Origin of the sequence: Rhodoplanes sp. (assembly GCF_013377085.1) — a bacterium.
Lineage (GTDB): Bacteria > Pseudomonadota > Alphaproteobacteria > Rhizobiales > Xanthobacteraceae > Rhodoplanes.
Genome location: NZ_JACAAX010000039.1, coordinates 30,117 through 55,574, shown reverse-complemented (window position 1 = coordinate 55,574; position 25,458 = coordinate 30,117). Strand labels below are relative to the sequence as shown.

The window sequence follows — 25,458 nt, the reverse complement described above, 5'->3', positions numbered from 1 at the left end:
TACTGGGTCGCCCGCCTGCGCGGGCGACGACGATGGGGAGTCCTGTCGCTGAAAACCCGCGCCTCACCCCTCAGGCGGTGGCGTGGCCGGCGCTTCAGCGTCGCTCTCGGGTGGCTTGAGCGGCAGGATCAGCGTGAAGGTGGTGCCCAGCCCTTCGCCGGCGCTCTCGGCCATGATGGTGCCGCCGTGCAGGTCGACGATGCGCTTGACGATGGAGAGGCCGAGCCCGATCGAGCTCTCGCCGCCGGTCGGCTTGGCCGAGAGGCGCTGGAAGCGCCCGTAGAGGCGCTTGAGATCCTCCGGCGTCATGCCGGGCCCGGCATCCTTGACGCTGATGCGCGCACCGTCCGGCAGATGGGCGAGGCCGACCTCGATGCGGCCGCCGATGGCGCTGTACTTCACGGCGTTGCTGACCAGATTGTCGACCGCCTCGCGGATGCGGTCGACGTCGCAGACCACCGGCGCGCCGGTCTCGGCCGTGACGGCGATCACCTGCTCCTTCTTGGCGGCGAGCGGCTGGTTCGCCTCGGCGACCTCCTCGAGGACGCTGGCGAGATCGGCCTGGTCCCGCCGGATCGTGATGTCGAGCGCGTCCGTCATGGCGTCGGCGATCAGGCTCTCCACCATGTCGGCGACCCGGTCGGCCGCGTTGTGGATGTGCTTGATCTGCGTCTTGGCGGCCTCCGGATTGACGGCCGGCCCCGTCACCATCCGCTCGAGGATCTCGGCACGGCCGATGATCACCGACAGCGGGTTCCTGAGGTCGTGCGCGACCGTGCCGAGGATCTCGGTCTTGAAGGCGTTGGCGCGCTGCAGCCGTGCCCATTGCGAGGCGAGCCGGCGGTTCGCCGAGGTCAGCTCGCGGGTGCGCTGGTTGACGCGGTCCTCGAGCCGGCTGTTGGCCTCCTGGAGCTGCTCGTAGAGAATGACGTTGTCGAAGGCGATCGACAGCTTGCTGGTGAAGATCTCGACCAGCGTGCGGTCGGTGTCGGACAGCGGCCGGCAGACATGCAGCACCACCACCACCTCGCGGCCGCTGCCGGTGCGGATGTAGAGCGCCGACCAGCGCGGCATGAACTGGTGGGCGCGGCGGCGGAATGCCTCCTCGACCACCTCGCGCAGCTCGGGGGCGAGCGCAGAGACGCCGTCGGCGCCGACGAGCTTGGTGTAGCAGCCGGCGGCGGCGAGCACCGAGACGGGGCGCTCGCGGCCGCCGTCGTGGAACACCAGGATGCCGTCGCAGTCGACATTGAGCAGCGAGGCGAGCTGCACCAGCACGCCCTCTGCGAGGCGCTGAATCGACTGGAAGTCGTAGAGCGTCGAGGCCGCGTCGACGATGATCTCGAGGCCGCGGCGCGTCTCCACCATGCGCTCGAGCTGCTGATAGCTGCGCAGCGCCGCGGTGAGCGAGGTGAACAGCTTGTCGGCGGTCAGCTCGGTCTTGGCCTTGTAGTCGTTGATGTCGTAGTCGACGATGATGCGCCGCTCCGGCGCCTGCCCGGGCTGGCCGGTGCGCAGGATGATGCGGACCGTCTCGTTGGCGAGCTCGGTGCGGATGAAGCCGACCAGGTCGAGGCCGGCGGTGTCGCTCTCCATGATGACGTCGAGCAGCACCACGGCCGTGTCCGGATGGGCGCACAAGAGCGCGCGGCCCTCCGCGGCCGAGTAGGCCGAGACGATCTCCAGGCCCTGGCCGTTGAGCGAGTAGTCGGCGAGCGCGAAGCGGGTGCCGTCGTGCACGGCCGGCTCGTCGTCGATCACCAGGATCTTCCACCGCGGCCCGGTTTCGACCGGCACATCGTCGCTGTCGTCGACGATGTCGACGATGTCGTCGGGGTCAACCATGGGTTCGGTCCGTGATCTGGAGAACGGGGACGTCGGCGCTCGCGCGCGACACGCGGCGCGGCAGCACCATGCGGAAGGTCGTCCCGTGGCCGAGCGCGGTGTCGAGCGTCAGCTTGCCGCCGAGGCTCTGGGTCACCAGGCTGTGGATGATGTGCAGACCGAGGCCGGTGCCGCCCTGGCCGCGCCGCGTGGTGAAGAAAGGATCGAAGGCGCGACGGCGCACGTCCTCGGTCATGCCGACGCCGTCGTCCGACACGATGACCTCCGCATGGTTGGCGCCGAGCTGGCGGGCGCGGACTTCGATCATGCCTGCCTGGCCGTCCGGGAAGGCATGGGCGACGGAGTTGAGGAACAGGTTGGTCAGCACCTGGCCGTAGGAGCCAGGAAAGCTGTCCATGACGATGCCGTCCGGCACCTCGACGGCGAGCGTGATCTGCGCCTTGCGCAGCACCGGGCGGACGCTGGCGGCGATCTGCTCGGTCGCCTCGTGCAGGTCGAAGTCGCGCAGCTCGGCATGGCTGCGGTCGACCGCCACCTGCTTGAACGACTGGATCAGCTCGCCGGCGCGGTGCAGGTTGGCGACGAGCTGCTGGGCCGCGTCGTTCGTGCCGGAGACGAAGTCGTCGAGCTTGGAGCGCCGCAGCGGCCCCTTCGCGATCTCTTCGGCGAACACCTCGGAGCGCCGCACCAGGCTCGACGCCACCGTCAGGCTGATGCCGACCGGATTGTTGACCTCGTGGGCGACGCCGGCGACGAGCCCGCCGAGCGCGGCGAGCTTCTCGGCGTCGATCAGGCTCTTCTGAGCCTCGCGCAGCTCGGTGAGCGCCGTCTCGGCGTTTTCCTTCGCGGCGCGAAGATCGTTCTCGGCCTGGCGTTTGGCGATGGCGTTCTCGCGGAACACCTCGACGGCGCGCGCCATGGCGCCGATCTCGTCGCGCTCGCGGGTCGAGCGGATCACCTGCCCGTAATGGCCGGCCACGATGGCGTGCATGGCCGACATCAGCTCTTTCAGCGGATTGCGGATGCTGCGCGTCACGATGGCGGCGCCGACCAGGATGGCGAGCAGGAAGCCGGTCGCGACCAGCAGGACCTGGCGAAAGATGGCCGCCAATGTCCGCTCCAGCGTCGCCTGGGCGCGGTTCTCGCGGCGGCGCATCTCGCTCTGCAGCTCGTCGATGGTGGAGATCATCGAGGCCTGGTTGCCGTCGATGGCGGTCCGCAGGATATGGGTTCGCGCCGCGAACCGCTCGCCGAGCGCGGTGAGCCCCTTGCGGAAGGCGCTGGCGCGCTGCCCGAGCGCCTCCAGGGCGGCGCGCTGCATGTCGTCCTCGGCGAGATCCGACAGCACCGGGATGGTGCGCTCGATGGTCTCGAGATTGCGCCGAGCCTCGTCGGCGGCCGACGAGGCGAGCGAGAGATAATAGGCATTGGCGGCGACGAGGCTCGCCGTGAAGGCCTCGCGGGACTTGGAGAGCGCCGGCCAGATCAGCGCCTCGCGGCGGCCGGCCGCCCCCTCGACGATCGAGTAGAGGCCGGCCATCTCGCGGGCGGGCCGCAGCACCTCGTTCTCGTAGACGCCGGTGATGGCGGCCTGCACGGCGCGCAGATCGCCGAAGCCGTCGAGGAAGCGCTCGGTGACGCCGGCGAGCCCTTCCATGGCGTCGGCCAGCATCGGATCGGCCGGCTTGCGGGTCCGCAGCGTGCCGAGCACGGCCTCGCGCACCAGCAGGATCTCGGCGAAGATCTCCGGGCTCGGCTCGTTGATGTAGCGGTGGATGAGGTTCTGCAGCCGCCCGGCCTCGCCTTCGAGCAGCACCAGCACGATGTCGGATTCGCGGACCTCGCGCACCTCGTCCCAGGCGCGGCCGAGGGCCATGGCGCCGTTCCAGATCAGCCCGGCCAGGATGATCACGACGGCCGAGTTCAGCACCGCGATCGACAGGATCCGCCAACGGATCGGCAGCGCCCGGACGAGGCGTTCGAGATCGAAGCGCCGTCCCGGCGCGGCTGCGCCGGACGCCTGGTCGACGGCGTGGTTGACGACCTGGGTCGGCGGCTCGCTCGGCACCGTCGGGGAGAACGACACGGTCACTCGCTCTCGCGGATGCGCTCGACCAGCCGGCGCAGCAGCGGGTTCGCCATGACGCCGGCATAGACGCCGCTCATCGCCTCGACGAAGGGGGCGCGGTCGTAGGTCGCGATGATCGTGGTGCCGGCCGCCCGGGCCTGCTGGCGCGAGCGCTCCTCGAGGGCGTTCCACTGCTCGCGCATGATCCGGTTGGAGGCCCGCGCGGCGCTGCGGAAGGTCGCCTTGTCCTCGTCCGACAGGCTCTGCCAGGCGCGCAGCGACATCACCAGAACCTCCGGGCTCATGGTTTGCTCGGTCAGCGTGTAGTAGGGCGCCACCTTGTAATGGCCGGTGGTGACATAGGACGGCCAGTTGTTCTCGGCGCCGTCGATCAGCCCGGTGGTGAGGCCGGTCTCCACCTGCCCGTAGGGAAGCTGCACGGGTGTGGCGCCGAGCGCCTTGATCATCGCGACCATGAGGTCCGACTGCTGGACCCGGATGCGCAGGCCCTTCAGGTCGGCGAGGCTGCGGACCTCGCGGTTGCGCGTGTAGATCGACCGCGCCCCGGAATCGTAGAAGGTCAGGCCGATGAAGCCGTAGGGCTCGAAGCTCGCCAGGATCTCGTCGCCGATCGGTCCGTCCAGCACGGTGTGCAGATGCGCCGTCGAGCGGAACAGGAACGGCAGCGCCAGCACGTTGGCGGCCGGCACGATGGCCCCGATCGGCGCCACATTGGTGCGGTTGAGGTCGATGGCGCCGACACGGGTCTGCTCGATGGTGTCCTGCTCCTCGCCGAGCTGGCGCGAATGGAACACCCGCAGGCGATGGCGGCCGCCGGTCTGCTCCTCGATCAGGCGGCCCATATGGTTCACCGCCTGCACGGTCGGATAGTCCTCGACCTGGGTGTCGGCGACCCGGAACTCGCGCGCCACGCCCGGCCCGACAGCGGCGCCGAGCATCGCGGCGAGGGCTGCGGCGAGGACCGCGACGGCCCGAACCGGCAGGCCCGGAGCGCGGACGCGGAGGCTCCATGCTGGCGACAAATTTGCACCGCCTTGTGGTCGGACCATCGGGGCTCGTCGTCGTGAATCTCGAAATTTTAGCGAAACCATGGTCGGATGGCCATCCTGATCGGCCGGGCCGCAGTCCGCGGGCCGCATGTGAGTTGCGAATCTGGTGGCCTTCCCGATGTCCATGCCGGTGTTCCGTGGTGATCCTGTGGCGGCCCGTCCGGGACGGGCCCCGTGGGGCCGGCGCCTCCACGGGCCGGACCGGCGCGCCGTGCTGGCCGGGCTCGGCGCGGCCCTGATCGCGCGTCCGGCGCAGGCCGCCACCGAGATCCAGCTCTGGCACGCCATGGCGGGCGAGCTCGGCCGGCAGATCGAGAGCATCGTCGCCGCGTTCAATGCCGAGCAGAGCGAGCTCCGGGTCGTCCCGGTGTTCAAGGGCAGCTACACCGAGACCGTGACGGCGGCGATCTTCGCGGTGCGCACCCGAACCCACCCGGCGATCGTCCAGGTCAACGAGATCGGCACCGCCACCATGATGGCGGCGAAGGGCGCCATCTATCCGGTCCACGAGCTGATGGCGGCGGCCGGCGAGCGCTTCGACGCCGGCGCGATCCTGCCGGCGGTATCCGGCTTCTACTCGGACACGGCGGGCAATCTGCTGTCCTACCCGTTCAACGCCTCGACCCCGATCCTCTACTACAACCGCACTCTGTTCCGCGCCGTCGGGCTCGACGACAAGGCGCCGCGGACCTGGCCGGAGGTCGAGGAGGCGGCGCGGCGGCTGCGCCAGGCCGGCGTGCCCTGCGGGTTCTCGACGCATTGGCCGTCCTGGGTGAACGTCGAGAACTTCTCGGCTTTCCACAACCTGCCGATCGCCACGCGCGCCAACGGCCTCTTGGGGCCCGACGCCGAGCTGACGCTGAACAATCCCGTGCTGGTGCGCCATGTCGCGGCGCTCGCCGAGTGGCAGAAGACGCGGCTCTTCGCTTATGGCGGACGCGGCACCAAGGCCGAGCCGATGCTGCATGCCGGCGAGTGCGGCATCTTTCTCGGCTCGTCCGGGCTGGTCGCCGACATCCGCGCCAAGGCGAGGTTCGAGGTCGGCTACGGCATGCTGCCCTACTGGCCGGACGTGCCCGGCGCGCCGCAGAACTCGATGATCGGCGGCGCCAGCCTGTGGGTGCTGCGAAACCGGCCGGAGGCGGAGTATCGCGGCGCGGCGCGGCTCTTCGCCTATCTGGCGAGGCCCGAGGTGCAGGCGCGCTGGCACCAGGCCACCGGCTATCTGCCGCTCACCCGGGCCGCCTGGGAGCACAGCCGGGCGCAGGGCTTCTACGAGCGCAATCCGGGTGCCGCGATCGCCATCGAGCAGATCACGCTGCATCCGCCGACCGACAATTCGCGTGCGGTGCGGCTCGGCTCCTTCATCCTGGTCCGCGACGTCATCGAGGAGGAGCTCGAGCTCGCCTTCGCCGGCAAGGCGACGGCGGGCGAGGCGCTCGACGCCGCGGTGCGCCGCGGCAACGATCTGTTGCGGCAGTTCGAGCGCGCCAGCCGGTGAGCCGTCCTGGGTCCCCGCCTTCGCGGACGAGCGGACTGGCGGGTCCCGACGACACTGCTTTTACCGTCCGGAGCGAAGATCCCGCCGCGACGGCGTTATGCCTTGGCGCCGCCGCACCGGCGTGCCCACATACAACCGAGACTGCCCCCGTCCGGAGACGCTCCCGCATGCCCTCGCCGCTTCGCCGCATCGCTGCCACCATGGTGGCCCGCGACCGGCTGACAGGGACCCGTTCGGGCCGCACCCGCCGCCGGCTGCGCCTGATGCTGCGGCAGACGCCCCTGATCCTGCTGCTCGGCGTCTTCATCGTCACCGGCCTGGCCGGCGCGGTCTTCTATTTCAACGACCGGCCCAGCACCCTGCGGATCGCCGTCGGGCCGCCGGGCAGCGAGGACGCGCGGCTCGTCCACGCCATCGCCCAGCAATTCGGCCGCGAGCGCGGCAGCAGCGTTCGGCTAACGCCCGTGATCAAGGAGGGACCGGGGGCGGCGGCCCGCGCCCTGCAGGCCCGCGAGGTCGACCTCGCGGTGGTGCGGCGCGACGTCGGCTATCCGGTCTCCGGCCAGGCCGTGGTGGTGCTGCACGACAATATCGCCGTGCTGGTGGTGCCGGCCGAGGGCTCGATCGCGGCCGGCGGCCCTAAGCCCGCCCCGCCGCCCGCCGCGACGGCCCAGCGCCGCAAGCGCGGCGGCAAGGCCCCGCCTGCCCCGCCTCCGCCGCCCGCCCCCGAGAAGATCGACAGCATCGAGGATCTGGCCGGCCGCCGGATCGGCCTGGTCGGCCCCGGCATGGGCGACCGCGAGGTGCTCGACGCGATCCTGCGCCAGTACCAGGTGCTGCCCGACAAGGTGACGGTGGTGCCGCTCGATCCGCGCGACGTCGCCACCTCGCTGCGCAACGCCCCGGTCGACGCCATCCTGGCGCTCGGCCCGGTGGCGAGCCCGCATGTCGCCGCCGTGATCGCGGCATCGAGCAACGGCCGCACCGGCCCGACCTTCCTGGAGATCGGCGCCTCCGAGGCGATCGCGGCGCGCTCGCCGGTCTACGAGGAGGCCGAGCTGAAGGCCGGCGTGTTCGGCGGCCAGACCCCGCAGCCGCCCGAGACTGTCGAGACGATCGCGTTCAAGCACTACATCGTCGCCCGCCGCAGCGTGCCCGAGGACACCATCGCCGACCTCACCCGGCAGCTCTTCGCGGTGCGACAGACGCTCTCCGGCGAGTTCCCGATGGCGGCCCGCATCGAGAAGCCCGACACCGACCGCGACGCCGCCGTGCCGGCCCATCCGGGCGCCGCCGCCTATATCGACGACGAGCAGAAAACCTTCTTCGACCGCTACAGTGATCTCATCTATCTCGGCGTGATGGCGGTGTCGGGCATCGGCTCCGGCCTCGCCTGGCTGGCCGGCCATTTCCGCGCCGACACGCGGGTGCGGCGCCTCAAGCTGCTGGAGCGGCTGGTCGGGATCCTGAGGAGCGCCCGCGAGGCGGTGAGCCGCGACGACCTCGCCCAGCTCGACCAGGAGATCGACGGGATCCTGTCCGAAATCCTGCTGCTCGGCGACCGCAACGCCCTCGACCAGACGTCGCTCGCCGCCTACGGGCTCGCCCTCGATCAGGCCCGCGCCGCAGTCGCGGCCCGCCGTGCCGCGCTGGCGTCCGGCGAGGACGCGCCCGAGACGGCCACCGTGGCGGGTCCGCCCGCCCGTCCCGATCCGGCCGCGGGCGGCACCGCGAGCGGCGTGACGCGGCTGCGCATCGCCACCACGGGCCCCGAGGGGGCGTGACAAAGAGCATGCTCTCGGTCATTCCGGGGCGCGCCACCGACGCGATCCCGGAATCCATACGCCCAGCCGGGGTTATGGGTTCCGGGCTCGCGGGCTGACGCCCGCGCCCCGGAACGACGGAAGCGAGGCGATGTCCGGACTTGTCCTCCACACCGTCTTCGACGTTTTCGCCTGGATGGCCGCGGGGCTCGCCGCCCTGTGGCTGACACGCGTGCAAAAGATCGCCTTTCCGGCCGCGACCACCGACCTGCCCTACATCGCCGCCGTCGTGCTGGGCGCCGGCCTCGGCGCCGTGCTGTTCGGCACGCTCAACATGACGGTCTCGGGCATGCCGGGCGCCGGCCGCTCGATCGAGGGCGCGATCGCCGGCGGCATTGTCGCGGTCGAGCTCTACAAATACGCCACCGGCCTGCGCTTGCGCACCGGCGCACGCTTCGCCCTGCCGCTCGCCGTCGGCGTCGCGGTCGGCCGCATCGGCTGCCACCTCGCCGGCATCGAGGATTTCACCCACGGCACGCCGACGACGCTGCCGTGGGGCCACGATTTCGGCGACGGTGTTCTTCGCCATCCCGTGCAGCTCTATGAGAGCGCCGCCATGACGACGTTCGCGCTCCTCTACGTGGTCAAGGTGATGAACCGCGACACCGCCTGGATCGACCGAGGGTTCTATGCGGCGGTCGGGTTCTACGGGGCGCAGCGCTTCGCCTGGGAATTCCTCAAGCCCTATGGCACGCTGGTCGGCCCGTTCACGGTGTTCCACCTGCTCTCCGCCGCGCTCGTCGTCTGGGCCGTCGTCATGCTGGCGACCGCGCCCGAACCGGGAGACCCGAATGACCGCACCGTCGCGTAGATCGCGGCCCTATGTGTTCTGGGGCCAGACCACGTCGCTGTGCGAGACCTGCCTGGCGCTGGTGCCGGCCAAGATTCAGATCTTTGGGGACGAGGTCTGGTACGAGAAGCGTTGCGACAGGCACGGCGTGCAGTCGACCCTGATCTCGACCGACGCCGCCTACTGGAAGCGCTGCAAGGATTACATCAAGCCGGGCGACAAGCCGCTCGTGTTCCAGGGCCGCACCGAGCACGGCTGCCCGTACGACTGCGGCCTGTGCCCCGACCACGAGCAGCACTCGTGCCTCGCCCTCATCGAGATCAACGACCACTGCAATCTCACCTGCCCGGTGTGCTTCGCCGGCTCGTCGCCGCAGCACACGACGCATCTGCCGCTGGCGACGATCGAGCGCATGCTCGACGCGCTGGTCGCGAGCGAAGGCGAGCCGGATCTGCTGCAGATCTCCGGCGGCGAGCCGACCCTGCATCCGGACTTTTTCGCCATCCTGGACGCGGCGCGAAAGCGGCCGATCCGCCACGTGATGGTCAACACCAACGGGCTTTTGCTGGCGCGCGACCCGGATTTTTGTGCCCGGCTTGCCGAGAGGAAGCGCGGGCTGGAAATCTATCTGCAGTTCGATTCGCTGACGCGCGACGCCCTGATGGATCTGCGCGGCGCCGATCTGCGGCGTGTGCGCCGGGAGGCGTTGGAGAATCTGGAGCGGCACGGTCTCTCGACCACCCTGGTCGTCACGGTGAAGCGCGGCGTCAACGATCACGAGGTCGGCGCCATCGTGAAGCATGCGCTGACCTGGCGCTGCGTGCGCGGCGTGACGTTCCAGCCCGTCCAGGACGCCGGCCGCAACGAGAGCTTCGACTCGAAACGAAACCGCATCGTGCTGTCCGAGATCAGGCGCCGCGTGATCGAGGACTCCGGCGTGTTCGGCGACGCCGACATGATCCCGCTGCCGTGCAATCCGGAGACGATCTCGATCGGCTATGGCTTGCGCAACGGCGAGCGCGTGCTGCCCGTGACCGCGATGCTGTCGCGCGAGGATCTGGTCGCCGTGATGCCGAACACCATCAATTTCGAGAAGCAGCCGGCCCTGCAGCAGAAGTTCATCGAGCTGTTCTCGCTGTCGTCGGGCGCGCTCAACGCGCCCGAGCGGCTGGCCGAGTTCCTGTGCTGCCTGCCGAAGGCGACGGTGCCGGCCGGCCTGTCCTACGAGAACGTCTTCCGGGTGGCGATCGTGCAGTTCATGGACCGCTTCAACTTCTGTCTCGGCGGCGTCAAGCGTTCCTGCATCCACTTCGTCACGCCGGCCGGGCAAATCATCCCGTTCGACACCTACAACCTGCTCTATCGCGACGGCGCGATCGACGGCATCCGGGCGCGGCTCGCCGCGACCGCCCGCGCCGAAGCGCCCGCATGACCGAGACCGGCCGAAAGGTCGTGCTCACCGTGCTGATCGGCCTCTTGGCGCTGCCATCCGGCCTGTGCTCGGCGTTTTTCACCATTTCGGGCGGCGCGCTGCTGTTCGACAAGGATCCCCTCGCGCAGAGCGTATCGGTCGTCATGCTGATCGGGTCGGCGATCGGCTGGATCTTCTGTATCGTGGTGCTGCTGGGCGCCCGCCGGTTGCGCCGGAGCCCGGTGGAGGCTGATCGGGCGCCGCCGGGCGATGCGTCATGATACCGTCGCACAAACGGGGGAGCCCCGAATGCTGGCCGTCCTTCTGATCATCGTCGGGGCCATCCTGGTGCTGCCCGGGGTGTGCGCGGTCGCCTTCGCGGTCGGCATCGGGATCAGCGACCCGAAGAGCTTCGCCGAGCCGGCGCTGATGCTGCTGTGGGTCGTCTGCGTGGCCATCGCGGCCGGCGGCGTGGCGACCATCCGGGCCGGCTGGCGGCGGCGCCGCATGCCGATCGAGGGTGCCGGCGGCGGTCCGTGACCCTCCGCAGGGCTGCTGCGCCAGCCAGATTCACGTTTCGTCCCAGCCGGGCCATTGCCTCTCGCCCGCCCTCGACTATATTCCGCCCAAAGTTTCGCGGGCCCCGGGGGCCCGCTTTCCGTTTCTCAAGGGACCCCCATGAAGCTCCGCAACGTCGCCATCATCGCCCACGTCGACCACGGGAAAACCACCTTGGTCGACCGGCTGTTGCAGCAATCGGGCTCCTTCCGCGAGAACCAGCGGGTCGCCGAGCGCGCCATGGACTCCAACGACCTGGAGCGCGAGCGCGGCATCACCATCCTGGCCAAGGCGACCTCGATCGTCTGGAAGGGCGTCCGCATCAACATCGTCGACACCCCGGGCCATGCCGATTTCGGCGGCGAGGTCGAGCGCATCCTCAACATGGTGGACGGCGCCATCGTGCTGGTCGACGCCGCCGAGGGCCCGCTGCCACAGACCAAGTTCGTGGTCTCCAAGGCGCTGAAGATCGGCCTTCGGCCGATCGTCGCCATCAACAAGGTCGACCGCAGCGACGCGCGGCCCGACGTGGTGGCGAGCGAGGTGTTCGACCTGTTCGCGGCGCTCGACGCCTCGGACGAACAGCTCGACTTCCCGGTGCTCTACGGCTCCGCCAAGGAAGGCTGGATGGCGGCGAACATCGACGGCCCGAAGGAGACGATGACGCCGCTGCTCGATCTCGTGCTCAAGCACGTGCCGGAGCCGACCATCGAGCACGGCCCGTTCCGCATGCTCGGCACCATCCTGGAGGCGAACCCGTATCTAGGCCGCGTCGTCACCGGCCGCATCACGTCCGGCACCATCAAGCCGAACCAGCCCGCCAAGGTGCTCGACCACAACGGCAAGACCATCGAGACCGGCCGCATCTCCAAGGTGCTGGCCTTCCGCGGGCTGGAGCGCGTGCCGGTCGACGAGGGCGTCGCCGGCGACATCGTCTCGGTCGCCGGTCTGCCGGAGGCGACCGTCGCCCACACGATCTGCGCCCTCGAGGTCTCCGAGCCGCTGCCGGCCCAGCCGATCGACCCGCCGACCCTGTCGATGACGTTCCGGGTCAACGACTCGCCGCTCGCCGGCACCGAGGGCGACAAGGTGACGGGCCGCATGATCCGCGACCGCCTGCTTCGCGAGGCGGAAGGGAACGTGGCGCTCAAGGTCAGCGAGTCGGACGAGAAGGATTCGATGGAGGTCGCCGGGCGCGGCGAGCTGCAGCTCGGCATTCTGATCGAGACCATGCGGCGCGAGGGCTACGAGCTCTCGGTGTCGCGCCCGCGCGTGCTGATGCAGCGCGACGAGGCGACGGGCGAGATCAACGAGCCGATCGAGGAGGTGGTGATCGACGTCGACGAGCAGTACTCGGGCGTCGTCGTGCAGAAGATGTCGGAGCGCAAGGCCGAGATGATCGAGATGCGCCCCTCCGGCGGCGGCCGCACCCGGCTGGTGTTCTACGCGCCGACCCGCGGCCTGATCGGCTACCAGGGCGAGCTTCTGACCGACAGCCGCGGCACCGCGGTGATGAACCGGCTGTTCCACCAGTACGCGCCCTACAAGGGGGAGGTGCAGGGCCGGCGCACCGGCGTGCTGATCTCCACCGATGCCGGCGAGGCCGTCGCCTACGCATTGTGGAACCTGGAGGACCGCGGCCCGATGATGATCGAGCCGGGCTGGAAGGTCTATCAGGGCATGATCGTCGGCGAGCACACCCGCGACAACGACCTCGAGGTCAACGTCCTCAAGGGCAAGAAGCTCACCAACATCCGCACCACGTCGAAGGACGAGGCCGTGCGCCTCACCCCGCCGATCCGGATGAGCCTGGAGAAGGCGCTCGCCTACATCCAGAACGACGAGCTGGTCGAGGTGACGCCGAAGTCGATCCGCCTGCGCAAGCGCATCCTCGACCCCAACGACCGCAAGAAGGAAGAGCGCCGCAAGGTCGCCGAGGGCGTGTGAGGCTGGGCGCACTTTTCACGCCCGGCGGCGAACCACCTCGCTCCGTCGTGCTCCGCGAAGGCGGAGCACCCAGTAATCCCGGCGCTGCGTCGTAACACCTGGGATACTGGGATTGCTGGGTCGTCCGCCTGCGCGGACGACGACAGTGACGGGCGTCGATGGAATCCCGAACCCGCCGCACCTACCGCCGCGCGGTTGCGGATGCTAGTCTTTGCCCCATGAACATCCCGCTGCGCACGATGATGACCGTGGACGCGTTTCTCGCCTGGGCCGCGTCCCAGGAGGAGCCGCAGCGCGCCGAGCTGATCAACGGGCAGATCGTCATGATGGCGTCCGAGCGCCTGGTCCATACCAGAATCAAGGCCTCGGCTTACGTCGCCTTGCGCGAGGCCCTGGCGAAGGCCGCCGTGATCGGCGAGGTCTTTCCGGACGGTCCGACCGTGCCGATCGACAGCTTCACGGCCTACGAGCCCGATGCGCTGGTCCGCTGCGGCACGCCGCTGCCAGGCGACGGCATGATCGTGGCCGACCCGGTGATCGTCGTCGAGGTGATCTCGCCGTCGTCGGCGCACAGCGACACCTCGGCGAAGCTGATCGGCTATTTCAAGCTGCCGAGCGTGCGGCACTATCTGGTGATCGATCCGGACACCCGTACGGTGATGCACCATGCCCGCAGCGCCGACGGCAGCATCGCGGCGCGAACGCTCTCGGCGGGTCGCTTGCTGCTCGATCCGCCCGGACTGGCGGTCGAGGTGGCCGATCTCCTGGCCTGACACCGGCCTCGGCCGGGCCGAGCGTCCCAGCCAATGAATCCGATATCCGCCGGCCCCTACCGCTCCACGGTTTTGGGTGCTATTCGCGGTCCATGACCGCGACGACACCCCGCCCCATCACGGTGTCGGCCTTCCTGGCCTGGGCCGAAGCCCATGCCGAACCGCCGCATGTCGAACTGATCGACGGGCAGATCGTTGCGGTCGCCCCGGAGGGATCGGCGCACAATCGCACCAAGTTCAAGACCGCGCGGGTGCTGCAGCACGCGCTCGACGCAGCCGGGCTCGCCGGCGAGACCTTCACCAACGGCATGCTGGTGCCGATCGATGCCGGCACGGCCTACGAGCCCGACGCGATGGTCCGCTGCGGCGCGCCGCTGCCCGGCGCCGGCATGATCGTGACGGACCCGGTGATCGTCGCCGAGGTGGTCTCGCCGCGCTCGGCGCAGCGCGACACCGGCGCCAAGCTGATCGGCTATTTCAAGCTCGCCAGCGTGCGGCATTATCTGGTCATCGACCCGGACGGGAGGATCGTGACCCACCACGCTCGCGCCGCCGACAGCATCATCGTGGCGAGCACGCTCACCGCCGGCGCGTTACGGCTCGATCCGCCCGGTCTCGTGGTCGAGGTCGCCGACCTCTTCGGGTAGGCGAGCCGGCGGATATCCCGCCGCGATGCGCCGTATTGCCGCACCCTCCGCGATTGCGCTGCAGTGCGACGGCCCCCTAGGCTTGTCTCCCGGCCGCGCATTCAGCGCAGGGGCCGCCTTTTCGGCAGATTTCGCAGATCCCGACGTCGTTTTCCGACGCCGACGCACCCATCCGCCGTTCCGTCCGAGGGTTTCGCGTGCTGCAGAGGTCCGTGCCCGACACGCTCGCCTGTCCCGCCTGCGGCGGGCTCACGCGCCAGCGCCTGCTCTACCGCAAGCACGGCTGCGCCATCCTGCGCTGCGAGGGCTGCGGCCTCGGCCGCACCGAGACCGCCGGCTTCGATCCCGCCACGTACTATACCGACGGCTATTTCTCGGGCGAGCATGCCGACGGCTATGCCGACTATCGCGGCGCCGAGCCGGTGCTGCGGCGCGAGTTCGCCCGCACGGTCGATTTCATCCGCCGCTTCCGTAACCACGGCCGGCTGATCGAGGCCGGCTGCGCCTACGGCTTCTTTCTGGCCGAGGCGGCGCACCATTACGACGTCGCCGGGATCGAGATCGCCGAGGACGCCGCCGCCTTCTGCCGCAGCCGCGGCCTCGACGTGGTCACCGGCGTGGTCGAGCCGGCGACCCTCGACCGGCTCGGGACGCCGGACGCCGTGGTGATGCTCGACGTGATCGAGCACCTGCCGGCGCCGGACGACACGCTGTCGCTGATCGCGGAGCGGCTCGCCCCGGGCGGGATCGTCGTGCTCACCACCGGCGACTTCGGCTCGGCCGTCGCGCGGCTCGCCGGCGGCGGCTGGCGCCTGATGACTCCGCCGCAGCACCTGTGGTTCTTCACGGTGGAGAGCCTGCACCGCCTCGCCGCCGCGCACGGGCTCGTGGTCGCGCATGTCGACCATCCCTGGAAGATCGTGCCGGCGTCGCTGATCCTGCACCAGCTCGGCCGGATGACCGGGCTCGGCGCCCGGACCGTGCCGGCGGCGAGCCGGCTCGGCCTCCCCGTCAACCTGTTCGACGCCATTCGCGTCGTGCTGCGCAAGCCCTGAGGGCCCCATGAAGGAGACGCTCGGCACCTTTCAGATCCTCGTCCTGGTCGGCTACGCGCTCGGCATGGTGGCCGGCCAGATGCTGTTCAAGCTCGCGGCCCTGCGGGTTCCCGCAGACGCGGGAACGGGCGCGCGCCTCGCCGGACTCGCGCAGAACGGCTGGTTCATCGCCGCGCTGCTGCTCTACGGCGTGCTCTCGGTGATGTGGGTGTGGGTCCTCACCTTCACGCCGCTCGCCCGCGCCTATCCGTTCGTCGCGCTCGCCTTCGCGGTGACGCCGCTTGTCGCCGGCCTGGTCTTCGCCGAGCCGCTGTCGCTGCGGCTTCTCGTCGGCATCGCCGTGATCGCCGGCGGGCTGGTGCTGGTGGCGGGGTAGACGCCATGCCGACATCCGCTCCCTCCGTCTGCGTCGTGATCGCCGCCTTCAACGAGGCGTCCGTGATCGCCGGCGTCGTCGCCGGCGTCGTGCAGGCCGGCTGGCGGGTCGTCGTGGTGGACGACGGCTCGGCCGACGGCACCGGCGCGCTGGCGCGCGCCGCCGGCGCCATGGTCGTCGTCCATCCGATCAATCTCGGCCAGGGCGCCGCGCTGCAGACCGGCTTCGACTGGGCGATGGCGCAGGACGCCGATATCGTCGTGACGTTCGACGCCGACGGCCAGCACCGCGTCGCCGACATCGCCCGCCTGGTCGATGCGCTGCAGGCGAGCGGGGCCGACTACGCGCTCGGCAGCCGTTTCCTCGGCGACACCATTGCCCTGCCGGCGGCGCGGCGCCTGCTGCTCGCCGCCGCCACCGCCTTCACGCGGATCACCACCGGGCTCGCCGTCACCGACACCCACAACGGCCTGCGCGCGATGACGCGCCGTGGCGTGTCGCGGCTGCGGCTGCGGCAGAACCGGATGGCGCACGCCTCCGAGATCCTGCACCAGATCGCCAAGAGCGGCCTCGCCTGGATCGAGACGCCGATCACCATCGAGTACAGCGCCTACTCGCTCGCCAAGGGCCAGCGCATGGGCGACGCCTTCACCATCCTGGTCGATCTGTTCGCGCACCGGATGCACCGATGATCGCGCAACTCTTCCTCACCGTGCTGCTGTCGCTGGTCGTGCTGTACGCCTGGAGCGCGCACCGCAAGGCGCCCGTGGTCGGCTTCCTGGCCGTCGCCGCCGCGCTCGCGGGCCTCTATCTGGTCTGGTTGCCGGGCCACGCGACCTGGCTGGCGCATGCCGCCGGCATCGGCCGCGGCAGCGACCTCGTCGTCTACACCTGGGTGGTGATCAGCCTGCTGATGCTGCTGAACCTGCACCTCAAGCTGCGCGCCCAGATGGAGGAGATCACCCGGCTGGCCCGCTCGATCGCGCTCGCCGAGGCGGCCCGCACGCTCACCGCGCCGGGCGAGCCCCGGTCCGCCGCGCAGCCGCGTCCATGACGAGCCACGCGGCCGCGACCGCCATCGGGCCGACCAAGCCGAGATTGTAGCGGGGATAGTGGTTGGCGAGCAGGCCGTGCACGCCGACCAGCAGCAGCGCCGGCACCGCATAGGCGATCACCAGCGGCCGGCCGCGGCGCGCGGCGCGGACCAGCCCGGCGGCGGCGAGCGGCAGCACGAGCAGGCTGAAGGCGCCGCCGACCCACAGGCCGCACCAGGCGAGCGGCACCGACGTCGCCAGATGCCGCCACCCGTCGCGCGCGAGCTCCTCGCGGGTGAGCGCCCCCATGATCGGATCGAGCCGTCCGTGCTCGGCGACCAGCGCGTTGCGGCGCGCCCGCCCGCGCTCGAAGAAGCTGCCGGGCGAATCCCAGGCAAAGCGCGCGATCGCGTCGGGGCCGGCGAGCCGCGCCACCACGGCCGGGCCGACCAGCGGGACGCAGGCCGGAAACGCCCAGACGTATTCGCGCAGCGTCATGTCGTTGAAGGCGAAGCGCTCGATCACCGCGACGCTGCCGTACTCCTCGGTGAACCCGAGCTTGCCGACCGAGACGGCGTTGCGGGCGAGCCACGGCGCCAGCATCACGGCGAGCGCGGCACAAAGCGTCGCCGCCGGGCGGAAGAACGGGCGGCGCTCCGGCCCGGAGAACCAGCGCCCGACCACGGCGACGATCATCAGCGTCACCGGCGCGAGGATCAGATAGGTCGGCCGCGTCAGGCAGGCGAGGCCGAGCGCGAGGCCGCACAGCGCGAAGGTCGCGGTGCGCCAGCGTGCCAGCGCCGCGACCAGCGCGAGGCCGAACAGGCTGAAGCCCGCGACGCTCAGGCTCTCGGTCATCACGTAGGAGAAGAGCTCGGCCTCGGCGGCGAAGCCCGCCGTCGCGATGGCCCCGGCGGCGTAGAGCACGCGAGGCTCGCCGGTCGCGATCTCGCCGGCGCGGCCGATCGCGATCACGCCGATCGCCAGCAGCAGCGCATGCAGGAGCAGCATCGGAGTCGCGTAGATCTCGCAGGTGGAGAGATCGCGGTGCTTCTCGTTCGCCTCGACGGCGCAGTCCAGTGCCCGGGCGAAGCGCGGGTCGACCGCCGTGACGGCGGCCACGGCCCACGGATAGAGCGGCGCGAAGAACATGCCGGGCGGCGGCGCCGCGCGGGTGCCGTCGACGGCATCGAAGATGCCGTTGCTGAACACCCCGTGGTGGACGAGGTCGTAGGCGATGGCGAGATAGAACGTCTGATCGAAGTCGATCAGACGTTTCGCCGGCCGCGTCGTGATCGCCGCCGCGAGGACGGCGATCACGATCAGTCCGAACCCCAACCGAGCAGCCGCGGACCGCCACCGCATCGGCATCGGCTGCCGATCAGCGGAAGAACGGGCGCCGTTCCGGCTTGGCTGAAGCGGCCTTTTTCTCGGCTTCGACCTCGCCGGCCGGCTTCGATCCCGACGCTGCGACGTCGGGCGGCTGCGGCAGCGGGATCACGTTCTCGGCCGTCTCCGACTCGGTGCCGGCCGTTGCGTCACGCCGGCTGGAACGGCCGGCGCGCGGGACCGGCGTCTCCACCACCGGCGGTGGCGACGAGGCGTCGATGACGGGCGGGGGCGCCGGCGGGGCGGGGGGCGGTGGAACCGGACGCCCCGACGCCTTGCTGGGCGGCGGCGGCAGCGGGATCGGTTTCTCGGCCACCGGCGGCGGCGACACCGGCTTGGCGGCGGCAGCCCGATCGAGCGGAGCCGCAGGCGGGGCCGGCGGTTCGGCCGCCTTGGCGGGCGGGGCCGGCGACGGCTTCGGCGCCGCAGCCGGGGCCGGAGCCGGGGCCGGGGCCGGTGCGATCTGCCCGCGGCGGGGCTTGTCGTGCTCGATCACCGGCCCGGCGAGATCGGCGAGCGGAATCCGCCATTCGAAGGCATCGATGCGGCCCGAGATCGGCGAGGCCGGCATCCACTTGGCGGAAACCATCCCGTCCGCCGTCCAGGTCGGATCGCGGGTCGCCTGCAGGGCGCGCCGCATCCACTCGCGGGCCCGTCCGACGTCGCCGCCTTCCTTCTCCTCCAGCTCGGCCATCAGGGCCGCCATGCGCTGGGTCGGCATCGCCAGCATCGGGGTGAGGCTGGTGCGCGCGGTCGCGAACTCCTGGGCGTCCATGGCGGCGCGGGCCATCGTCACGGCGCTTTCCGGATGGTTCGGCGCCAGCTTGGCGAGCGCGCGGATGCGGCCGAGCCGCTCGCGGTTCGACTCGTTGGGGAAGATGTCGGCGTAGGTCTCGGCGAGGTCGGGATGCGGGTTGATGGTCCACGCCGCCTCGACCACCTTGGCCGCCTTGCGGGTCTGGCCGCTCTCGGTGAGCAGCCGCCCGGCCAGCGACGCCGCCGGCACCAGGCCGGGCGACAGCTTCAGGGCCTCCATCACCAGCGCCTTGGAGCCCTCGGGATCGACCTCGCCCGACAGGGCGCGGCCGGTCAGCAGCACGGCGCGCTGGCGCTTGTAGGTGTCCTTGCCGACCAGACCGCTGCGCATGTTGCGCTCGAGCGCGGCGAGCGCGCCGGTCCAGTCGCCGGCGGCGCAGCGATACTGCAGCACCGCCTCTGCCGCCCAGGCGAGCGACGGCGACGCCCGCGCGGCATCCTCCGCATAGGTGCGGGCGGCGGCCCCGTTGTCGCTGCGCTGGGCCTCGATGAACAGCCCGTGCAGGCCCAGGAGCTTGGTGTCCTCGCGGGCCGCCATGGCCCGGAAGGTGCGCTCGGCCTCGGCCGGATTGCCGCCGAGCTGGGCCGCCTGGGCGCCGAGCAGCAGCGCCAGCGGCTCCTTGGGGGCGAGCCGCTGCGCCTCGTTGGCGAAGCGCCGGGCCGACATCGCGTCGCCCGCCCCGATCGCCACGATGCCGTTGGAGATCGCCTTGTAGGCCTTCCGCGACCGCTTATCGAGCCGATGGGCCGACCAAGCCGCGGGCGCGCGCACGATGGCCCGCAGGATCGACCACACCAGGATGACGGCGACCACCAGCGCGGCGAGCGCGGCGAGCGCCACCATGATGGAGGTTTCGAGCTGATAACCGAGCCAGGTGATGGCGACGTCACCGGGCCGGTCGGCGAGCCAGACGGCGCCGAACGACAGCGCGGTGACCGCGACAAGGAATAAAAGAACACGGATCATCGGATGCGGTCCTATGGCGTGGCGAGGGCGGCGAGGGCGGCGGAAGCCACACGCTGGGCGGCGGCGACGGCGGCCTGACGGGCCTCGGCCTTCTTGATCCACGGCTCCGCCGGCGCGCGGACCGGCGCCGGCAGCTTGGCGAGCTCGGCCAGCGCCCCGGCGAGATCGGCCTGGCGGGCCTTCGCCTCGGCCCGGCCGATCAGAGCGGCGAGGTCGTCTCCGGGCGCGTCCTTGACGGGCCGCACCCGCACCAGCCTTTCGGCCCGGGACTGCAGGCGCTCGAGATAGTCGTCGGGAGCCGGGAGGTCGCCGGCCTTCAGCATCGCCGGGCCGATGTCGCCGAGCTCGCGGCCGAGCACCAGGGCGCTGGGCACGCCCGACGCCGCGAACGGCTCCAGCGGCCCGAAGGTCTGCGGATCGCTGACGAGCTGCTTGGCGGCGGCCAGCTCGCCCGCATAGGGCGCGCCACGCTCGACCAGCATGCGCAGGCCCGAGGTCAGCACGGCGAGGCGGACCCCTTTGTCGGAGACCGGCGCATTGGCGCGCTGGGTCACCTGCTGCTGCAGGGCCGTGAGGGTGCGCTCGAGCGCGGTGACGCGGCCGGCGACGGCGTCGAGCTCGGCCGGCTGCACGCCCGGCGCGGCGGGCGCCGGAGCGGCTCCGCCGACGCCGCTCTTGGCGGTCTCGTCGATCCGCTTGTCGGCACGGGCGAGCTGCTCGTTCAGCTTGGCGATCGCCGCATCGAGCGCGGCGACGCGGCCGGTCAGTCCCGGATCTCCGCCCGTCTGGCGCGCCGCGGCGGCGACCGCCGCCTCGACGCGGCCGAGGCGGCCGGCGAGTTCGGCCGGCACCTGCGCCGGGCCGGAGGCGACCGGACGGGCGGCGAGCTCGCCGAGGCGCAGCTCCAGCGCGGCCAGCTTGGCGTTCGCCTCGCTGACGGCACCCTCGTCGCCGGGCTTCAGGGTGATCCAGGCGAAGCCGGCGGCGAGCGCAACCACGGCGCCCCCGACCACGCCGGCCGTCAGCGCAGATCCCCAGTTCGATTGCGTGCGCGTCGACCGCGCCATCGTGGTGTCCTCTCGGCTTGGACCCGGCGGTGGGCTGGTGCGGCCCGCCGGTTCGGCGGGGCGCGCCGCCAAGGCGCTGTCCGGCTTGTCTGCGGGCTTGGGACCCGTACCGGCCTTCGCTGCAGTGGCGTCGAGCGACGACGCACCCTGCGGAGGCGGCGGAGCTTGATTGTCTGGCTTGTCGTTCGGTGGCGTCTTGTCGTCGGCCATCCACCCCTCCCGCTGCAATTGCGGACCATTCCGCGGCAATGCGGATCACACCGGCATACTGCGCCGGTTTGGTGACGGCAACAACGCCATCCCCCGGTTCGCTGCCGGATCGCTAAAGAAGTCCGAACAGGCTCGGCTGATCCGGCCTCGCCGCCGCGACCACGTCGGTGGCGCCGGCGGCGAGAAGCGGCGCCGCAACCTGGGCCGACAGGCAGAGATGGCGGACATTTCGGACGGCCGAGTCGAGGCCATCGACGGCGCAGGCGGCCAGAAAAGCCTCGGCGGTGCGGCGCGAGTAGTGCAGCACGGCATCGACCGCGCCCGACGCGAGGGCGGCGCTGACGTCCACGGGAAAGCGGGCTTCCGCCACGGCGCGATAGACCACGACGGTGCGGACCACCAGCCCGTGCGCCGCCAGCAGCCCCTCGAGGTCGCCGGCCCGGTCCTCGCCGGCCAGATAGAGCACCGGATCGGTCGCACCGGCGAGCGTCGCCGCGATCAGGCCGGCTAGCGATTCGACGTCGCCGTCGGCCGAGTGCACGTCGGCGAGCCCGGCCTCGCGCACCGCCCGCGCCGTCTTGCCGCCGACCGCGAAGACCGGCACGGCCGCGAGCGCCCCGCCGGCCCGATGCGACACTATGGCACTGACCGCGTTCGTGCTGGTGACCGCGACGGCGGCGAACGGACCCTCGCCGATCGGCGGCTCGTCGATCGATTCGATTCGCAGCAGCGGCGCCGCCAGCACGGCATGGCCGCGCTCGCGCAAGGCCGCCGCCGTGCGGGCGCCGTCCGGATCCGGCCTGGTGACCAGAAGCCGCAACGGCTCTCCTCCGTTCAGGCGGCGAAGAAGTCCGGCCCGCCGCGGACTTTGAGCTCGCGCCCGGCGTCGGCGCCGAGCGCCGCGGCATCGGCCGCAGCCCCCTCGCGCGAGGTCTCGTGGGCGACGCTGCCATCGGTCTTGACGATCAGGCCGCGCAGAAACAGGCGGTCGCCCGACAGGGTCGCGTGGCCGGCGATCGGGGTGCGGCAGGAGCCGTCGAGCGCGCCCAGGAAAGCCCGCTCGGCCGTCAGCGCCGTGCGGGTGACGCCGTCGTCGATGGCAGCGAGCAGCTCGCGGGTGCGGGTGTCGTTCTCGCGGCACTCGATCGCCACGGCACCCTGGCCGACGGCGGGGAGGAACTGTTCGGGGTCGAACAGCGAGGTCGCATGGTCGGCGAGGCCGAGCCGCTTGAGCCCGGCGAGCGCCAGCAGGGTCGCGTCGACCTCGCCGGATTCGACCTTGCGGATGCGGGTGTCGACATTGCCGCGGATCGACACCACCGTGATGTCGGGCCGCAGCCGCTTGACCATGGCGCCGCGCCGCAGCGACGCGGTGCCGACCACGGCGCCGGCCGGCAGCTCGGCGAGCGTCCTCACCTTCTTGCAGATGAAGGCATCGCGAACATCCTCGCGCGGCAGGCAGGCGGTGAGGACGAGGCCGTCCGGCAGCGCCGTCTCCATGTCCTTGGCCGAATGGACCGCGAGGTCGACCGTCTCGTCGAACAGCGCCTGCTCGATCTCCTTGGTGAACAGGCCCTTGCCGCCCACCTCGGAGAGCGGGCGATCCTGGATGATGTCGCCCGAGGTCTTGATGATGGTGATGGCGATCGCGTCGAGCGGCACCCCATGGGCGGCGGCGAGGCGCTTCTGCGTCTCATGGGCCTGCCAGAGGGCGAGCGGGCTGCCGCGTGTGCCGATACGGACGAACGGCGGGGACGAGGATTGCGCCATGGGACCTCACAATGCTACGCCGAAACCCTAATGGAAGCGGGTCCGCGCACGACGCCGTTATAAGAGCGGGCTCCGCGCGAGGGAAGGGGACGGAGGCGAAGTGAGTAGTCGCCGGTATCCATGATCGTTCTCGGGCTGGAGACGACCTGCGACGAAACTGCCGCCGCCGTGGTCGAGCGCGACGACGACGGGCGCGGCCGCATTCTCTCCAACGTGGTGTTCTCCCAGATCGACGAGCACGCGGCCTTCGGCGGCGTGGTGCCGGAGATCGCCGCCCGCGCCCATGTGGAGATTCTCGACGGCCTGATCGCCCAGGCCATGCAGGAGGCCGGGAAGAGCTTCGCCAGCCTCGACGGCGTCGCCGCGGCGGCCGGGCCCGGGCTGATCGGCGGCCTGATCGTCGGCCTCACCACCGCCAAGGCGATCGCCCTCGTGCACGAGAAGCCGCTGATCGCCGTCAACCATCTCGAAGCGCACGCCCTGACGGCGCGGCTGACCAACGACCTGCCGTTCCCCTATTGCCTGTTCCTCGCCTCCGGCGGCCACACCCAGATCGTCGCGATCCTGGGCGTGGGCGACTATGTCCGGCTGGGCACCACGCTCGACGACGCCATCGGCGAGGCCTTCGACAAGACCGCCAAGATCCTGGGCCTCGCCTATCCGGGCGGACCGGCGGTGGAGCGCGCCGCCCGCGATGGCGACCCGGCCCGCTTCGCGCTGCCACGCCCGATGGTCGGCCGCCCCGACGCCAATTTCTCGTTGTCCGGCCTGAAGACCGCGCTGCGGCTCGAGGCCGAGAAATGCGCGCCGCTGTCCGACCAGGACGTCAGCGATCTGTGCGCCTCGTTCCAGCAGGCTGTGGCCGATATGGTGAAGGACCGGCTGCGGGCCGGCCTGAAGCTTTTTCGCGAAAAATTCGGCCCGCCGATGGCGCTGGTCGCGGCCGGCGGCGTCGCCTCCAACCAGGCGATCCGCAAGCTCCTCAACGCCTGCGCACTCGACGGCGGCACCGTGCTGGTGCTGCCGCGCCCGGATCTGTGCACCGACAACGGCGCCATGATCGCCTGGGCCGGGGCCGAGCGGCTCGCCTACGGGCTCACCGACACGCTCGACACCGCCCCGAAGCCGCGCTGGCCGCTCGACCAGGTGAGCAAGCCGGCCGATGAGCCGCGTCTCGATCCGACCTTCGACCCCACCCCTGCGTGACCTCTCCCATGACGTACGAGCGGATTGCCGTGGTCGGAGCCGGCGCCTGGGGCGCGGCGCTCGCCAATGTGGCGGCGCGGGCCGGGCGCCGCACCGTGCTGATCGCCCGTGACGACACGGCCGCTGCCGCACTGCGCGCGGCCGGCGCCTCGCCGCACCTGCCCGACGTGGCGCTCGACGCCACGATCGAGATCGCGGCCGGCCCGGCGGCCGTCGCCGACGCCGACGCGGTGCTGCTGGTGGTGCCGGCGCAGGCGCATGGCGCCGTTGCCGCGACGCTCGCGGGCGTGCTGCGGCCAGGCGTGCCGGTGGTCGCCTGCGCCAAGGGGATCGAGCGCGGCACCCGCCGCTTCATGACCGAGGTGATCGCCGCGGCGCTGCCCGGCGCGACGCCGGCGATCCTGTCGGGGCCGAGCTTCGCGGCCGACGTGGCGCGCGGCCTGCCGACCGCCGTGACGCTGGCGGCCGCCGACGAGCAGGTCGCGACCGCGCTCGCCCATTCGCTCGGCACCACCACGTTCCGGCCCTATCACGCGATCGACACGCGCGGCGTCGAGATCGGCGGCGCCGCCAAGAACGTGCTCGCCATCGCGGTCGGCATCGTGCGCGGCCGCCGGCTCGGCGTCAGCGCCGCGGCGGCGCTGACCACGCGCGGCTTCGCCGAGCTGGTGCGGTTCGGCCGCGCCTACGGCGCCCGCACGGAGACGCTCACCGGCCTGTCCGGCCTCGGCGACCTGATCCTCACCTGCTCGAGCCGCCAGTCGCGCAATTTTTCGCTCGGCATCGCGCTCGGCGAAGGAGTGTCGCCCGACGAGGCGCGGCGCGGCGGCCTATTGGCCGAGGGCGCCTTCACGGCGCCCGTGCTGGTCGAGATGGCGCGCGAGCGCGACGTCGACATGCCGATCGCCGGCGCGGTCGCCGCCGTGCTGGACGGCCATCTCAGCGTCGACCAGGCGATCGAGGCGCTGATGACCCGGCCGTTCCGGGCGGAGCATTGAGTGTTCATCGTCATTCCGGGGCGCGGACCTTCAGGTCCGCGAGCCCGGAATCCATACGCCCTGCTTCGGTGACTCACGAAAGACAGGGGTTATGGGTTCCGGGCTCGGCCCTTCGGGCCGCCCCGGAACGACAGAAG

The 25,458-nt window shown here is 71.2% G+C and carries 23 protein-coding genes; 15 read left to right on the top strand and 8 right to left on the bottom strand.

Annotated elements, in window-relative coordinates:
* Positions 1-63: 63 nt before the first annotated feature.
* The 3 genes from HXX10_RS22775 to HXX10_RS22765 all read right to left on the bottom strand — a co-directional run bounded on the left by HXX10_RS22775 (position 64) and on the right by HXX10_RS22765 (position 4,872).
* Complete coding sequence (locus tag HXX10_RS22775) at positions 64-1,845, bottom strand: DUF3369 domain-containing protein (RefSeq protein WP_296525546.1); 1,782 nt, start codon at positions 1,843-1,845, stop codon at positions 64-66.
* Positions 1,838-3,808, bottom strand: a complete 1,971-nt coding sequence (locus HXX10_RS22770; RefSeq protein WP_296525563.1) for a HAMP domain-containing sensor histidine kinase — start codon at positions 3,806-3,808, stop codon at positions 1,838-1,840. Before HXX10_RS22770 ends, HXX10_RS22775 begins: the two co-directional genes overlap by 8 nt.
* Before the next feature lie 125 nt (positions 3,809-3,933).
* The gene (locus tag HXX10_RS22765; RefSeq protein WP_296525562.1) at positions 3,934-4,872 is read right to left on the bottom strand and encodes a TRAP transporter substrate-binding protein; all 939 of its coding nucleotides are present in this window, start codon (positions 4,870-4,872) and stop codon (positions 3,934-3,936) included.
* 229 nt (positions 4,873-5,101) lie between these two features.
* Here HXX10_RS22765 and ugpB point away from each other — a divergent pair, with 229 nt between their 5' ends.
* From ugpB to HXX10_RS22700, 13 genes are all read left to right on the top strand, one after another.
* Positions 5,102-6,484: a sn-glycerol-3-phosphate ABC transporter substrate-binding protein UgpB gene (gene ugpB, locus HXX10_RS22760; RefSeq protein WP_296525544.1), complete on the top strand. Its 1,383-nt coding sequence runs from the start codon at positions 5,102-5,104 to the stop codon at positions 6,482-6,484.
* A 167-nt stretch (positions 6,485-6,651) separates the two neighbouring features.
* The gene (locus tag HXX10_RS22755) at positions 6,652-8,268 is read left to right on the top strand and encodes a TAXI family TRAP transporter solute-binding subunit (RefSeq protein WP_296525542.1); all 1,617 of its coding nucleotides are present in this window, start codon (positions 6,652-6,654) and stop codon (positions 8,266-8,268) included.
* 130 nt (positions 8,269-8,398) lie between these two features.
* Positions 8,399-9,118, top strand: a complete 720-nt coding sequence (locus HXX10_RS22750; protein ID WP_296525541.1) for a prolipoprotein diacylglyceryl transferase — start codon at positions 8,399-8,401, stop codon at positions 9,116-9,118.
* Complete coding sequence (locus HXX10_RS22745) at positions 9,099-10,529, top strand: radical SAM protein (protein WP_296525539.1); 1,431 nt, start codon at positions 9,099-9,101, stop codon at positions 10,527-10,529. The genes HXX10_RS22750 and HXX10_RS22745 overlap by 20 nt, the downstream gene beginning before the upstream one ends.
* The gene (locus HXX10_RS22740; protein WP_296525537.1) at positions 10,526-10,789 is read left to right on the top strand and encodes a hypothetical protein; all 264 of its coding nucleotides are present in this window, start codon (positions 10,526-10,528) and stop codon (positions 10,787-10,789) included. The genes HXX10_RS22745 and HXX10_RS22740 overlap by 4 nt, the downstream gene beginning before the upstream one ends.
* Positions 10,790-10,817: 28 nt before the next feature.
* Positions 10,818-11,048, top strand: a complete 231-nt coding sequence (locus HXX10_RS22735) for a hypothetical protein (protein WP_296525535.1) — start codon at positions 10,818-10,820, stop codon at positions 11,046-11,048.
* Positions 11,049-11,186: 138 nt separating this feature from the next.
* A complete protein-coding gene (typA, locus tag HXX10_RS22730; RefSeq protein WP_296525533.1) occupies positions 11,187-13,013 on the top strand; it encodes a translational GTPase TypA in 1,827 nt (608 codons plus the stop codon).
* 218 nt (positions 13,014-13,231) lie between these two features.
* Positions 13,232-13,786 (top strand): Uma2 family endonuclease, encoded by a 555-nt coding sequence (locus tag HXX10_RS22725; protein ID WP_296525530.1) that lies wholly within the window; start codon positions 13,232-13,234, stop codon positions 13,784-13,786.
* A 92-nt stretch (positions 13,787-13,878) separates the two neighbouring features.
* Positions 13,879-14,433, top strand: coding sequence for a Uma2 family endonuclease (locus HXX10_RS22720; protein ID WP_296525528.1), 555 nt, complete (start codon positions 13,879-13,881; stop codon positions 14,431-14,433).
* A 197-nt stretch (positions 14,434-14,630) separates the two neighbouring features.
* Positions 14,631-15,488 (top strand): class I SAM-dependent methyltransferase, encoded by an 858-nt coding sequence (locus tag HXX10_RS22715; RefSeq protein ID WP_296525526.1) that lies wholly within the window; start codon positions 14,631-14,633, stop codon positions 15,486-15,488.
* A gap of 7 nt (positions 15,489-15,495) precedes the next feature.
* Entirely contained in the window at positions 15,496-15,864 is a 369-nt protein-coding gene (locus tag HXX10_RS22710) for a hypothetical protein (protein ID WP_296525524.1), read from the top strand.
* 5 nt (positions 15,865-15,869) lie between these two features.
* A complete protein-coding gene (locus HXX10_RS22705) occupies positions 15,870-16,556 on the top strand; it encodes a glycosyltransferase family 2 protein (protein WP_296525523.1) in 687 nt (228 codons plus the stop codon).
* Complete coding sequence (locus HXX10_RS22700) at positions 16,553-16,918, top strand: DUF2304 domain-containing protein (RefSeq protein ID WP_296525521.1); 366 nt, start codon at positions 16,553-16,555, stop codon at positions 16,916-16,918. Before HXX10_RS22705 ends, HXX10_RS22700 begins: the two co-directional genes overlap by 4 nt.
* Here HXX10_RS22700 and HXX10_RS22695 read toward each other — a convergent pair.
* From HXX10_RS22695 to hemC, 5 genes are all read right to left on the bottom strand, one after another.
* Positions 16,872-18,218, bottom strand: coding sequence for a hypothetical protein (locus HXX10_RS22695; protein WP_296525519.1), 1,347 nt, complete (start codon positions 18,216-18,218; stop codon positions 16,872-16,874). The genes HXX10_RS22700 and HXX10_RS22695 overlap by 47 nt on opposite strands.
* A gap of 61 nt (positions 18,219-18,279) precedes the next feature.
* Positions 18,280-20,070, bottom strand: coding sequence for a heme biosynthesis HemY N-terminal domain-containing protein (locus tag HXX10_RS22690; RefSeq protein ID WP_296525517.1), 1,791 nt, complete (start codon positions 20,068-20,070; stop codon positions 18,280-18,282).
* Positions 20,071-20,081: 11 nt separating this feature from the next.
* Entirely contained in the window at positions 20,082-21,137 is a 1,056-nt protein-coding gene (locus HXX10_RS22685; RefSeq protein WP_296525515.1) for a hypothetical protein, read from the bottom strand.
* A 322-nt stretch (positions 21,138-21,459) separates the two neighbouring features.
* Positions 21,460-22,167 (bottom strand): uroporphyrinogen-III synthase, encoded by a 708-nt coding sequence (locus tag HXX10_RS22680; protein WP_296525514.1) that lies wholly within the window; start codon positions 22,165-22,167, stop codon positions 21,460-21,462.
* Positions 22,168-22,181: 14 nt separating this feature from the next.
* Positions 22,182-23,117 (bottom strand): hydroxymethylbilane synthase, encoded by a 936-nt coding sequence (gene hemC / locus HXX10_RS22675; protein ID WP_296525512.1) that lies wholly within the window; start codon positions 23,115-23,117, stop codon positions 22,182-22,184.
* Positions 23,118-23,237: 120 nt separating this feature from the next.
* On the opposite strand from hemC, the gene tsaD reads away from it, so the two are divergent.
* Positions 23,238-24,323: a tRNA (adenosine(37)-N6)-threonylcarbamoyltransferase complex transferase subunit TsaD gene (gene tsaD, locus HXX10_RS22670; RefSeq protein ID WP_296525510.1), complete on the top strand. Its 1,086-nt coding sequence runs from the start codon at positions 23,238-23,240 to the stop codon at positions 24,321-24,323.
* 8 nt (positions 24,324-24,331) lie between these two features.
* On the top strand, positions 24,332-25,321 hold the full coding sequence (locus tag HXX10_RS22665) for an NAD(P)H-dependent glycerol-3-phosphate dehydrogenase (protein ID WP_296525508.1): 990 nt from the start codon (positions 24,332-24,334) through the stop codon (positions 25,319-25,321).
* The last annotated feature ends 137 nt before the right edge of the window (positions 25,322-25,458 follow it).

Bases quoted from the DNA above. Each gene is read 5' to 3' on its own strand.
- HXX10_RS22775 (WP_296525546.1), bottom strand. From the start codon at position 1,845: ATGGTTGACCCCGACGACATCGTCGACATCGTCGACGACAGCGACGAT.
- HXX10_RS22765 (WP_296525562.1), bottom strand. From the start codon at position 4,872: ATGCTCGGCGCCGCTGTCGGGCCGGGCGTGGCGCGCGAGTTCCGGGTC.
- ugpB (WP_296525544.1), top strand. From the start codon at position 5,102: ATGTCCATGCCGGTGTTCCGTGGTGATCCTGTGGCGGCCCGTCCGGGA.
- HXX10_RS22755 (WP_296525542.1), top strand. From the start codon at position 6,652: ATGCCCTCGCCGCTTCGCCGCATCGCTGCCACCATGGTGGCCCGCGAC.
- HXX10_RS22750 (WP_296525541.1), top strand. From the start codon at position 8,399: ATGTCCGGACTTGTCCTCCACACCGTCTTCGACGTTTTCGCCTGGATG.
- HXX10_RS22745 (WP_296525539.1), top strand. From the start codon at position 9,099: ATGACCGCACCGTCGCGTAGATCGCGGCCCTATGTGTTCTGGGGCCAG.
- HXX10_RS22740 (WP_296525537.1), top strand. From the start codon at position 10,526: ATGACCGAGACCGGCCGAAAGGTCGTGCTCACCGTGCTGATCGGCCTC.
- HXX10_RS22735 (WP_296525535.1), top strand. From the start codon at position 10,818: ATGCTGGCCGTCCTTCTGATCATCGTCGGGGCCATCCTGGTGCTGCCC.
- typA (WP_296525533.1), top strand. From the start codon at position 11,187: ATGAAGCTCCGCAACGTCGCCATCATCGCCCACGTCGACCACGGGAAA.
- HXX10_RS22725 (WP_296525530.1), top strand. From the start codon at position 13,232: ATGAACATCCCGCTGCGCACGATGATGACCGTGGACGCGTTTCTCGCC.
- HXX10_RS22720 (WP_296525528.1), top strand. From the start codon at position 13,879: ATGACCGCGACGACACCCCGCCCCATCACGGTGTCGGCCTTCCTGGCC.
- HXX10_RS22710 (WP_296525524.1), top strand. From the start codon at position 15,496: ATGAAGGAGACGCTCGGCACCTTTCAGATCCTCGTCCTGGTCGGCTAC.
- HXX10_RS22705 (WP_296525523.1), top strand. From the start codon at position 15,870: ATGCCGACATCCGCTCCCTCCGTCTGCGTCGTGATCGCCGCCTTCAAC.
- HXX10_RS22700 (WP_296525521.1), top strand. From the start codon at position 16,553: ATGATCGCGCAACTCTTCCTCACCGTGCTGCTGTCGCTGGTCGTGCTG.
- HXX10_RS22690 (WP_296525517.1), bottom strand. From the start codon at position 20,070: ATGATCCGTGTTCTTTTATTCCTTGTCGCGGTCACCGCGCTGTCGTTC.
- HXX10_RS22685 (WP_296525515.1), bottom strand. From the start codon at position 21,137: ATGGCGCGGTCGACGCGCACGCAATCGAACTGGGGATCTGCGCTGACG.
- hemC (WP_296525512.1), bottom strand. From the start codon at position 23,117: ATGGCGCAATCCTCGTCCCCGCCGTTCGTCCGTATCGGCACACGCGGC.
- tsaD (WP_296525510.1), top strand. From the start codon at position 23,238: ATGATCGTTCTCGGGCTGGAGACGACCTGCGACGAAACTGCCGCCGCC.
- HXX10_RS22665 (WP_296525508.1), top strand. From the start codon at position 24,332: ATGACGTACGAGCGGATTGCCGTGGTCGGAGCCGGCGCCTGGGGCGCG.